Here is an 11,936-nt window from a genome sequence, read left to right on the forward strand (position 1 = left end):
ATGTTCGATTGGCTGATCGTCGGCGCGGGTTTCGCCGGCAGTGTGCTTGCCGAAAGGATAGCGTCGCAGCGTCAGGAAAGCGTTTTGCTGATCGATCGCCGCAGCCATGTGGGAGGCAACGCCTACGACTGCTACAATGAAGCCGGCATCCTCATCCATCGCTACGGCCCGCACATCTTCCACACCAACAGCCAAACGATCGTGGACCACCTTTCGCAGTTCACGCAATGGCGGCCGTACGAGCACAGGGTGTTGGCGGCCGTGGACGGGCAACTGGTTCCCATCCCGATCAATCTCGACACCATCAACCGGCTTTACGGGCTAGACCTGACCTCGGCACAGCTGGAGGATTTCTTCGCGTCGCGACGCGAAACGGTGGAGGATGTCCGAACGGCTGAGGACGTCGTCGTCAGCACCGTGGGGCGCGAGCTCTATGAAAAATTCTTCCGCGGCTACACAAGAAAGCAATGGGGCGTCGATCCCAGTCAGCTGAGCAAATCCGTCACGGCACGAGTGCCGACCAGGACCAACCGTGACGACCGCTACTTCAGCGACAGCTTCCAGAAAATGCCGGCCGGCGGCTACACGCGGATGTTCGAACGCATGCTCGATCATCCGAACATCAAGATCATGCTGCAGACCGACTTCCGTGAAATTCGTGAGAAGATACCGTTCAGGCGCATGGTTTATACCGGCCCGATCGATGAATATTTCGGCTGGCAGCTCGGGCACCTTCCGTACCGTTCGCTTCGTTTCGAGCACGTTACACTGGATTGCGAGCAATTTCAGCCGGTTGCCGTGGTCAATTATCCCCAGACGGAAGATTACACGCGCATTACCGAGTACAAACATCTGACCGGCCAGCAGAGTTCGCGGACCAGCCTGACCTACGAATACCCCACGGACATCGGGGACCCGTACTATCCCGTGCCCCGGCCCGAAAACGAAGTGCTCTACAAGCGCTACGAAGCGCTCGCGGCAAGCTGCCCAGACGTCTGGTTTGTCGGTCGGCTTGCAACTTACCGCTATTACAACATGGACCAGGTAGTCGGACAGGCTCTGGCCACTTTCTCGCGCATCCAAAAAAGCCTCCCGGCCTGGGCGCGCACGGACGAGCCGTTGTTGGCCGAGCCGAGAAGATAGTTTCTTTCAAGACGGAAGATCGGGCGGGTATCAGAAGGAGAAACTCGATGGATACAAACTTCAACTCGGAAAGCCGTGAGATATTTATCGTCGGCTTGCGCAACGCGCACGCCATGGAAAATCAAGCGCTGTCGATCATGAAGCCTCAGGTCGAGCGTATAGAGAACTATCCGGAGGTGGCCGATCGCTTGCGCCGGCACATTCAGGAAACCGAAGGCCAGATCACGAGACTCGAGTCCGTCCTGGAGGGCCTTGGCGAGGAGCACTCCACCCTCAAGGACACCGCCTTGTCGATGGTTGGCAGCGTGGCCGCCATTGGACATTCGATGGCCGGCGACGAGATCATCAAGAACAGCCTGGCGAATTTCGCATTCGAGAACTACGAGATTGCTGCCTACAATTCGCTGCTGGTACTGGCCGACGCCGGGGGCTTCCAGGATGCTGAAAGGGCCCTCAAGCAGAACCTGAACGAAGAGGAAGCCATGGCCAACTGGCTCAAGGAAAATCTGAGCGACGTTACCATGCGGTATGCCAGGTTGCGCGAGGCCGGGGCGACTGCAAAAAGCTGATGCACCGCACCGGCGCGGGCGGCGTTTCGAAACAGACGCTCGCCCGCCCCTCCCTCGTTTGAGGCCTCTTCAAGGCGTCGTGTCCGCCACGAGAAGAGCTTGCTGCCGGGCCAGTTCATCTGCTGTGGGTTTGCGCAGGTGTCGCCTGCCATCAGCCTGGATGACGGAAAACAAACCAACCTCGGCATGTCGCGAATTGTCCCAGCCCGGGTAGGCCGTTATCGGGTACAGGCAAATACCCTCGACCGGCGCTCCGAGACTGATTGCGGAACGCACCTCGTCGCAGACATAGTGGAGCCAAGCCGGCCCGCCGGATCCCTCGGAACCGGTCTCCGCAATGAACATCGGCTTGCCGTATCGATGAGCAACTTCTAGCAACATTTCCGACAGGGCGCGGTACTCGTGGTGTCCCATCGGAATCGTCGGCCCGTTTACGTACCATTGATTGTGCGGGTAAAAATTCAAGCCCACGACATCGACAACATCTTCGCTCCCGCCCAACTCAGGTTCGACGCGGCCCAGCAACATGTCGTAAGCTTCGAACTGCCCCTGTCGGGCGTTTTCGGCCCGGCGCCGTTCGCTGCGGGTCCGGTCGCGAGGGGCGATATGGATAAGCGGCTCGGCCCAGACAAATCTGCAGGCGGGGTCGATCTCCCGCATTGCACGAACACCCGCGATGGCGGCCTTGACGAGGTGCCGCTTGAACCATCCACGTTTGTTCGGCCCCACGCGCGGGAAATAGCCGACCTCGACAGCCCATGCGAAAAAGGAGATTTCGTTGATGGGACACAACAGAGGCGATGTTCCGGTGATCGAACGGTGTACCTTGACGGCTTCTGCCGCGAACGAGGCATAGGCGTCGATGAAATGCAGCGAGCCCTGATCGACATGGTCCGGAGATCCGTAGTGAAAGATGTCCCAGATTACCTGAACACCTGCCGATCGGGCTGCCTCGACCATTGGCGCCCAACTTGACCAGTCATAGGTTCCGGGAGCGGTTTCGATCAAATGCCAACGCAGGCCGTCGCGGATGGTGCGAAGGCCGAGTTCGGCGCAGCCGCGGTAGTCGCCCAGGGCATGCAAATTATGCGAGGTCGCACGAATAAGATCGAGGCGAACGCCGTCCTTGCGCCGGTGCGAGGAGCATTCAAAGCCTGCCATGAAAAAACTGGCGAAGCGCGAAGCTTCCGGAACCGAGGCCTCCGTCTGGCGTCCCACTTCGCTCATTTTTCGAAGTCTCCTTTGGGCAATCGGCTTCGAACTCGGCCGCCTTGTCCGGACCGGGAACCGCGTTGGCGAAATACCGAATTCAGTCGGGCGCGCCCCATGTTCGTTGCTCAGTCCAGCTCGTCCTTGCGTGGCCGGGTAGTGCCGAACCCATTGGTAGAGCCTTTGTTCCGGTGGTGAACTGTCCGGGCGCCGCGTGCAAATGAGGAACAAGGAGGCCCGTCCCAAGTTCGGGGCGATGTACAGCCGCCGTCATCCACTCGAGCGGCTGCTCGGCAACAACAGAGGCATGGGATCACATGACCGTTCAGATTCGACTTTCCGAGATCGACCACGCCAGGCGCGAGGATCGTGGCGACGGCGCTTGGAGCATCGCACCGGACCTGGGTTACTTGCGGCTAGCAATCGTCAATGTCGTGTTCTTCGGCGCACCGGGCAGCGGAGATCGGAACTGGGTGCTGATCGATACCGGGTTGCCGACGTCTCGCAGCAGCATTCTAGCGGTCGCGGAAAAGCGGTTCGGCGTCAACGCACGGCCGGCTGCAATCATCCTGACCCATGGCCATTTCGACCATGTGGGAACGGTTCTAGAACTCGCAAATGGCTGGGACGTGCCTGTCTTCGCCCATCCACTCGAGCACCCCTATTTGGACGGAACCACATCCTATCCGCCACCGGATCCCTGGGTTGGGGGTGGACTGATGGCGCTGCTTTCACCGCTTTTTCCACGCGGGCCAATCGATCTTGGCAGCCGTTTGCAACCCTTGCCCGCCGATGGATCGATCCCCGGAATGCCCGGATGGCAATGGCTGCACACACCCGGACATGCCCCTGGGCATATCTCGCTCTGGCGCGAGCAAGACCGCTCGCTCATCGTAGGAGACGCTTTCATCACCACCGGTCAGGAGTCGGTCTATGAAGTCGCCATTCAGGATCTCGAGATGCACGGTCCGCCGCGCTATTTCACGCCAGACTGGGATGCAGCGGAAAGGTCCGTGAAGCATCTGGCTGCCTTGGGCCCCCAGATGGTCATCAGTGGGCACGGCGCGGCTGCTGCGGGAGTGGGCATGCGTCAGGCTCTCGACAACCTGGCTGAGCGGTTCAGGGTATTCGCCGTCCCGCCGAAATTGAAATTCGTGCGCGAGCCAGCGTCGCCGATAGCTAGGCCAATCGAGCCGCCATCGTTCTGAAATTATGGTCGGATTGGTCCAACGCGGGACATCGGACAGAGTAACTCGTCCAGCGGAACAAACCCAGCCGGCGACAGTTGGGGCACTCGCTTAGGGGCGACACCCTGCGAAGTGCCGCGAGGTTCCGCGCCATGGGGAGGCTCAGATGGAAACCCGATGAACGCATGCCCCTAGCACGCGTTCCCGCAAAGAGAGATTGCAGAACCGGTGTTGTTGCCATCCAGCCCTAAGTTGACACGCCAACTGCTCTGTATCCTCGGAGGCGCATTCTTCCCCGGTTGCGCGGGGGGAGTGCTCGATCCCCAAGGACCAATTGGCGTCGGCAATCGCACGATCCTTTTGAACTCGCTGGCGGTGATGCTGGTGATCGTTGTTCCCACGCTTGTTGCGCTTCTGGCATTCGCCTGGAAGTTCCGCGCCTCGAACAGCAACGCCCGCTATAACCCGGAGTTCACCTATTCGGGACGCGTGGAGTTGATCGTCTGGTCGATCCCGACGCTCACCATCCTGTTCATTGGCGGTCTGATCTACTACGGATCGTATCAGCTCGATCCGCGCAAACCGATCCCTTCTAGCCAGCCGCCGCTCGACATTCAGGTGGTGGCGCTCGACTGGAAATGGCTGTTCCTCTATCCCGAGCAGGGCGTGGGCGCTGTCAATCAACTGGTTATCCCCGCCGGTGTTCCAGTGCGTTTCAAGTTGACCTCGGCCAGCGTGATGAACACGTTCTTCGTGCCCCAGCTTGGCAGCATGGTCTACGTCATGAACGGCATGCAGACCGAATTGCATCTGCAGGCCGACCGCGAGGGCAGCTTTTTCGGCCAGTCGGCGCACTTCAGCGGCGACGGCTTCTCGGATATGAATTTCAGTGTGAGCGCGGTTTCAGCCGATGCCTTCACCCGCTGGGCGTCATCGCTGCGTGGCGGGGGCGGCGTGCTGAATGCCAATGCCTATCGCGAACTCGCCCGGCAAAGCACAAATGTGGCGCCGGCTTCCTTCGGTCATGTCCAGCCTGGGCTGTTCGAAGCGGTCGTTCAGCAGACGCTCCCACCGGGTCCGGGGCCTGCTGAGAGCGCAGCCAGCGGCGAGCCACAGGTGAGCCCAAGGGCATTCCCCCCGGCGGCGGCAACGATGACCCATCATCCACAAGGCGCAGAATGACGATGCTGGGCAAGCTCGACTGGTCGGCCGTTCCTTTCGATCAACCTATCCCCCTCGGCGCAGCCCTTGGCGTCTTTCTGGCAGCAGCCGCCGTGCTTGGCTGGATAACGGTGAAGGGCTACTGGCCATATCTGCGGAGCGAGTGGATAAGCTCGGTCGACCACAAGCGCATCGGCGTGATGTACATTGTGCTGGCGATGCTCATGCTTCTTCGTGGTTTTATCGATGCTATCATGATGCGCACACAACAGGTGCTGGCGATTTACGGGCCGGGTTACCTCCCGCCGGAGCATTACGACCAGATCTTTTCCGCGCACGGCACGATCATGATCTTCTTCGCCGCGATGCCGTTCATGATCGGCCTGATGAATTTCGTCGTGCCGCTGCAGCTTGGCGTACGCGATGTCGCTTTTCCGACGCTCAATTCCGTCAGCTTCTGGCTGACGGCTTCCGGAGCCCTGCTGGTCAACATCTCGCTTGTGATCGGCGAGTTCGCGCGCACCGGCTGGCTGCCCTATGCCCCTTTGTCGGAAACCGCCTACTCGCCGGGCGTCGGTGTCGATTATTATCTGTGGGCGATCCAGATCTCCGGCGTCGGCACGCTGCTCACCGGCGTCAACCTGGTGACGACCATCCTCAAGATGCGGGCGCCGGGAATGGGCTATCTGCGAATGCCGATGTTCTGTTGGACCTCGCTCGCGTCCAACCTGCTCATTGTCGCAGCCTTCCCGATCCTTACCGCCACGCTCGCAATGCTGACGCTGGACCGGTATCTCGGCTTCCACTTCTTCACCAACGAAGCTGGTGGAAATCAGATGATGTTCGTCAACCTGATCTGGGCGTGGGGCCATCCCGAAGTATACATCCTGGTGCTTCCCGCCTTCGGAATCTTTTCCGAGATTTTCTCGACTTTTTCATCGAAGCCGCTGTTCGGATACCGTTCGATGGTCGCGGCCACGATGTTCATCTGCATCGTCTCGTTCATGGTCTGGCTGCATCACTTCTTCACCATGGGTGCCGGAGCGGACGTTAATGCCGCCTTCGGCATCGCCACGTCGGTCATTGCCGTGGGAACCGGTGTGAAAATCTACAACTGGCTCTTCACCATGTATGGCGGGCGCGTTCGTTTCGACACGCCGATGCTTTGGGCACTGGCTTTCGTGACCACCTTCACCGTCGGCGGCATGACTGGCGTCCTGCTTGCCGTCCCGCCGGCCGACTTCGTGCTACACAATTCCCTTTTCCTCGTCGCGCATTTCCATAACGTCATCATCTCGGGCGTGTTGTTTGGAGCATTCGCCGGCTTCACCTACTGGTTCCCCAAGGCGTTCGGCTTCCGTTTGCACGAAGGCTGGGGAAAGGCGGCATTTTGGGTCACCTTGGCCGGCTACATGCTGGTCTTCGTACCGCTCTATATTGTCGGTCTGCTCGGCATGACGCGGCGCCTGCAACATATCGATATGGACCTTTGGGCACCGTGGCTGGTGGTGGCCGCTTTCGGCGTGGTGGTGATGATCGCCGGCGCGGCGCTGCAGATCACACAGCTTTTCGTTTCGATCCGGCATCGCGACAAGTTTCGCGACGAAACCGGCGACCCGTGGGACGGGCGTTCGCTGGAGTGGTCGACATCTTCTCCTCCTCCTGTCTTCAATTATGCACGGCTGCCTCACGTGGAAGACGAAGAGCCCTACTGGAGCATCAAGCAACGAGGGATCGGACAGAGCTCGGACGAGGAAAAGGCATATGAGCCGATCGAGATGCCTCGCAACAGCCCGACTGGCTTCGTCACCGCCTTCTTCAGCACACTGATCGGCTTCGCGCTGATCTGGCATATATGGTGGCTGGCGATCGTCGGCTTCATCGGCGCCTACGCAACCTTCGTAGTATTCGCCTGGCGCGATCATGGAGACTACGAGATCCCTGTCGACGAGGTCGCCCGCATCGACCATGACCACAAGGCAGCCCAGTTTGCCCGGCTGCGCGGGTGGGAGCGCCCGGCATGAGCGATCACGCATTCTCCGGCGACATCAGCGCCGGCACCCAGGCACAGGACCCGTATCGGCTTAATCACACCGGTCGGCATGCGGTGCGCTCTGCGACGGGCCACGGAGAAGGCGGCCCGGCCTCAAAGTTCGTCACGGTGACCTACGGCTTCTGGATCTTTCTCCTGTCCGACATCATCATGTTCTCGGCATTTTTCGCCGCCTACGCCGTGCTCGCCAAGGCAACCGCCGGCGGACCGACAGGCAAGGATCTGTTCGAACCGACACGGGTTGCGGTCCAGACGGGCCTTCTGCTCACTTCGAGCTTCACCGGCGGCGTGGCAACACTCGCCACCCGTCGCAGATCAATGGCTGCCACGCAGTTCTGGCTTCTCGTCACGGGGTTGCTCGGGGCAGCGTTCCTGTTCCTGGAACTACAGGAGTTCGCGGCAATGATCGGCGAGCAGGCAGGCCCCTCGCGCAGCGCATTTCTTTCTGCCTTCTTTGCGCTCGTTGGCTGCCACGGTGCCCACGTCGGTCTCGGCCTGCTCTGGCTGGGAACGATGATGGCGCAGCTGTGGGTCAAGGGCTTTCGGCCCGACATCTTGCGGCGGCTCCACTGCTTCGGGCTCTTCTGGCACGCCCTCGACATCATCTGGGTTGCCATCTTCACCCTGGTCTATCTGCTGGGAGCATCGTCATGACCGAGTTCGAGAGCAAGACCGGCGAGTTGCAGGACCGCCGCGATTCAGCGCCGGGCGAGGAACACATAAGCGAGCACGAAACGGCTGGGGGCCTCTCGGGCTATGTGCTCGGCTTCGGCCTGGCTATCCTGCTCACGATCGCGTCATTCCTGGCGGCGCGAACCGACCTGATTTACCAGCCCGCGGTCATCTCGGCCCTGGTGGTGCTCGCCGTTGCGCAGATGGGCGTGCATCTTGTCTTCTTTCTGCACCTGACCACCGGGCCGGACAACACCAACAACATCCTGGCGCTGGCCTTCGGCGTGCTGATCGTCGCGCTGGTGGTTCTGGGCTCTATCTGGATCATGGCCCATCTGAATGAAAACATGGCTGCCATGACACCCCATCAAGCCGGAACCATGCCTTGAACGCTCCCCGCGAACGCACGGCCGCCCGCAGCGCCATTCGCACGGATGGCCCCAGGAGACAAAAGGCTCGTCAGATCTCGTGCTTTGGCTGGGCTGCGCGTAGGGCATCAAGCGCTAAGCGAACCGCATCGATGCCTGAGACGCTGGGCTGGATAGGCCTGAAAATCAGGCGGCCGTTCCGGTAGTCCAGGCCCAACGCCTTGCTGTTCCGCCATTGGGACGCCGACGGCTTGTTCCGAGGGGTGATCGCGATGGCCTCGGGACCGACATCGACTTTGCCGACGCCCAATTCCGACGCTGCTATTCGCAACCTGGTAAATTCCAGCAAAAGGGCTACTTCGCCAGGCATGTCTCCAAAGCGGTCCTCGAGCTCTTCGCTGAATGTATCGAGGTCCGGCTCCGAACGGATGCGGGAGAGCCGCGCATAGAGGCCAACGCGCACCGTAGGCTCGTCGACATAGCTCTCGGGAAAAGCCCCCTTTCCCGAGCCATTGATCTCGGCAAGTTGCTTGCTGAAGTTGGCCCCTCCGCCAGCCGCCGAGACCGCCCGCTCCAGCAAGTGCTCGTACAAGCCCACTCCGATCAGCTTCATATGCCCGGCCTGGTCTTCGCCGAAAAGATCTCCGGCGCCACGCAGGTCGAGGTCTCTTTGACTGATTGCCAGGCCGGAGCCGAGCCGATCGAGCGCAAGCATCGTCGAAAGCCGGGCCCTGGTGCCGTCGGCCAGTTCAACGCCAGGCTGGGTCAGAAGAAACGCAACGGCCTGCACCGCCCCCCTTCCGACCCGGCCCCGCAACTGGTGCAACTGCGCCAGACCGAACCGGTCGGGGCGCCAAACGATGATGGTGTTGGCCCGCGGCACATCGAGGCCGCTCTCGATGATGTCGGTGCTCAACAAAATGTCGCCATCACCGTCGGCGAATCCGACCATGACTTCGTCCAGCTGTCTCCCCTTCATTTCACCATGCGCCGTCTTGACCCGGAGTTCCGGCACCAGTCTGTTCAGCTGGTCACAGGCCGGGGCAATATCCTCGATCCGCGGGACCACGAAGAAGCTCTGTCCACCCCGGTGAAATTCACGCAGGAGGGCCGCGCGCACCGATGCTGGATCGAACGCTGCCAAGATCGTGCGAACGGGACGTCGTTTGGCGGGCGGAGAGTTTAGAACGCTGACGTCCTGGATGCCCGACAACGCCGATTGCAGCGTCCGGGGTATCGGTGTGGCGCTCATGCTCAGCGTATGGAGGCGAGGCGTCATGGTCCGCAGGGCCCGCTTCAACTTGACCCCGAACCGGTGCTCCTCGTCGATCACCAGCAGTCCAAGATTGGCGAAGGTGACGCTCCTGGACGCCAGGGCCTGAGTACCCACAACGACCGCAACCTGGCCGCTCCGCAGACCCTCTTTTGCCGCTCTCGCCTCCGCTGCCCCGACCATCCTAGAAAGGTGGGCGACCTGCAGGCCGGTTCCTGCGAAGCGGCGGCTGAACGTCTCATAGTGCTGTCGTGCCAACACCGTTGTCGGCGCTATGATAGCAACCTGTTTCCCGCAGAAAGCCGCGGCGGCGCAAGCACGCAGGGCGACCTCTGTCTTGCCGAAGCCGACATCGCCGCAGACGAGCCGGTTCATTGTTCTTCCCGACGAAAGATCATCGAGCACAGCGCGGATGGCGGCCGCTTGGTCGGGCGTCTCCGTATAGGGAAATCTCGCCGCAAAACGGGCCAAGTCCGTGCGGGAGGGCTTTATGATCTCGGCAGGCTGGCTGGACCTGATTTTGGCAAGACTCAAGAGGCGTTTGGCCAGCCTGTCGATCTCGCGCAACGCAGCTTCGCGTCGCTTCGGCCAGCCCTCGCCTTTGAGGCGATCAAGCGACACTGCCTCCGGTTCCGAGCCGTAGCGCCATATTCGTCCAAAGTCGTCGACCGGAACCAGCAAGGAAGCCCCGCCATGATATTCCAGTCTGACGACATCCTGTTGCTGGCCAGCCAACTCGACCTGTTCGACCGCGGCGAGCACGCCCAGGCCATGGTCTTCATGGACGACGACATCGCCAATGCGCAACTCGGGTTCGAGTATGCCCGTGGTCGCGCTCCCGCTCGCCTTTAACGCGGGCCCAAACAGGTCGGATGCGGCCACCACGGCGATATTGGATTGCGCGTCGACAAACCCTTCGTCGAGGACGAATTCAGCCTTGAGAACAGAGCCCCTCGCGGCCGAAAGGATTTGCGGCAAGTCGGCCGCTTCCTCTGCCCGCCGGCCTAGTCTCCTATCGAGCAGGCGATCTGCTCGCTGCAGTTCAGAGGCATCGCCGGTGAACACTACTCTGACTCCGGCACTCGTCTGCCCTCTGATGAATTCCGCGAAATCATGCCCGGGTCGGGCCTGGCGGAAGAATTTGGGAACTCCCACGGCAGAAACGGCTAGTCTCACGCAGCAGCGGTTAAGCAGAGCAGCGTCCCACTCTTCACGGGATAGGTAAAATCGTCCCGGCAAAGGTTTTTTCGTTCCGGCTGCCTCCTGCCTGGCACGACGTGCATCCTCGACCAGATCCAGAATTCTGCCGAGCGGCTGCCCGTCGGTCCCTTCAAGGAAGGAGATCGAAGCGCTGGATGCCGCATCGAAGACGGATGGCATAGCGCCATACGATGCGACCAGGCGCTCCTCCATCGACGTCGTGCGCATCGCTGTCAACTCAGGATGCTCACCAGCTTTAAAGATCAGCTCGGATGCCGGTCCGACCGTAATCGAGTCTCGAACCTGATCGCTGAGCTGACTGAGCGGGTCGTAGGTCTTGAGCTGCCGGATGCAGGCATCGGGATCAACGATGACGCGAACGGGGCCATCCGCGCCAGCAGGGAAAATATCGATGAGATCGCCCCGAAAGGCTATCTCACCCGGTTCGTCGACCCTCTCGTCGACGACATAGCCAATGGCTTCGGACCAGGTTCTAAAATCGTCACGGTCGAGCTTTTGTCCCACCTCCAGAATTGTGAAACCGCCAGCGATGACCGGAGCAGGCGGCACCCGCTGCAGAATGGCTTCGAGCGACATTACAGCGATGCGCGGGCGATCCGGCTTCGTTGCGATCTCACGCAACGCACGAAGCCTTCGCCCCATATTGGCGCGTGTGGGCCACACCCTGTCGTAAGGCAGGCAATCCCAGGACGGCAGCAAGATTATATCCGCGTCAGGCAGGAACTGACGCAAGGCGCCGGCGATCTCCTCGGCACTGCGTTCCGAGGGAGCTATATGGATGATGTGCTTGTCCCGACTGGTCTCCAGGCCACGGGCCAGCGCTACCGCGATTGCTGAGGATGGCGGTCCGCCGTGCTCTATCGCAAACCCGCTGTCATCCGTGTGATCGATTTGTTCGACATCCGTCCGCGAAATATGCCTGTTCACTGAAATCTCACCTTGCCACTGAGACAACGTCAGCGGAGCCACCCCGTTCCTGGCGGCGCATCAAAGAGTTCCAGGACGGGCTGCGGGTGCAGCCCTTGAATGGGCGGAGCGACAGGGTCAAAGCTGCGCCGTGATCGGCGAACTCCTGGGGCT

At 60.8% G+C, this 11,936-nt stretch carries 9 protein-coding genes; 7 read left to right on the top strand and 2 right to left on the bottom strand.

The features are described 5' to 3' along the window. On the top strand, positions 1-1,143 hold the full coding sequence (gene glf / locus ACYG9V_RS25785; protein ID WP_023668033.1) for a UDP-galactopyranose mutase: 1,143 nt from the start codon (positions 1-3) through the stop codon (positions 1,141-1,143). Between the two features lie 47 nt (positions 1,144-1,190). Continuing rightward, positions 1,191-1,712, top strand: a complete 522-nt coding sequence (locus tag ACYG9V_RS25790; protein ID WP_023687824.1) for a ferritin-like domain-containing protein — start codon at positions 1,191-1,193, stop codon at positions 1,710-1,712. A 69-nt stretch (positions 1,713-1,781) separates the two neighbouring features. Here ACYG9V_RS25790 and ACYG9V_RS25795 read toward each other — a convergent pair whose 3' ends face one another. After that, positions 1,782-2,939, bottom strand: coding sequence for a hypothetical protein (locus tag ACYG9V_RS25795; RefSeq protein WP_023704619.1), 1,158 nt, complete (start codon positions 2,937-2,939; stop codon positions 1,782-1,784). Between the two features lie 299 nt (positions 2,940-3,238). Here ACYG9V_RS25795 and ACYG9V_RS25800 point away from each other — a divergent pair, with 299 nt between their 5' ends. The 5 genes from ACYG9V_RS25800 to cyoD all read left to right on the top strand — a co-directional run bounded on the left by ACYG9V_RS25800 (position 3,239) and on the right by cyoD (position 8,383). Further along, a complete protein-coding gene (locus ACYG9V_RS25800; protein WP_023668030.1) occupies positions 3,239-4,129 on the top strand; it encodes an MBL fold metallo-hydrolase in 891 nt (296 codons plus the stop codon). Positions 4,130-4,360: 231 nt separating this feature from the next. Next, a complete protein-coding gene (gene cyoA / locus ACYG9V_RS25805; protein WP_352651493.1) occupies positions 4,361-5,290 on the top strand; it encodes a ubiquinol oxidase subunit II in 930 nt (309 codons plus the stop codon). Positions 5,291-5,292: 2 nt separating this feature from the next. Next, entirely contained in the window at positions 5,293-7,293 is a 2,001-nt protein-coding gene (cyoB, locus tag ACYG9V_RS25810) for a cytochrome o ubiquinol oxidase subunit I (RefSeq protein ID WP_460222077.1), read from the top strand. After that, positions 7,290-7,976 (top strand): cytochrome (ubi)quinol oxidase subunit III, encoded by a 687-nt coding sequence (locus ACYG9V_RS25815; protein ID WP_023815896.1) that lies wholly within the window; start codon positions 7,290-7,292, stop codon positions 7,974-7,976. Before cyoB ends, ACYG9V_RS25815 begins: the two co-directional genes overlap by 4 nt. After that, on the top strand, positions 7,973-8,383 hold the full coding sequence (cyoD, locus tag ACYG9V_RS25820) for a cytochrome o ubiquinol oxidase subunit IV (protein ID WP_023668026.1): 411 nt from the start codon (positions 7,973-7,975) through the stop codon (positions 8,381-8,383). The genes ACYG9V_RS25815 and cyoD overlap by 4 nt, the downstream gene beginning before the upstream one ends. 70 nt (positions 8,384-8,453) lie before the next feature. Here the strand turns inward: cyoD and ACYG9V_RS25825 are convergent, their stop codons facing one another. Further along, the gene (locus tag ACYG9V_RS25825; RefSeq protein ID WP_352763237.1) at positions 8,454-11,783 is read right to left on the bottom strand and encodes a DEAD/DEAH box helicase; all 3,330 of its coding nucleotides are present in this window, start codon (positions 11,781-11,783) and stop codon (positions 8,454-8,456) included. Between the last annotated feature and the right edge of the window lie 153 nt (positions 11,784-11,936).

The sequence above is a fragment of the Mesorhizobium sp. W016 genome, assembly GCF_054719485.1.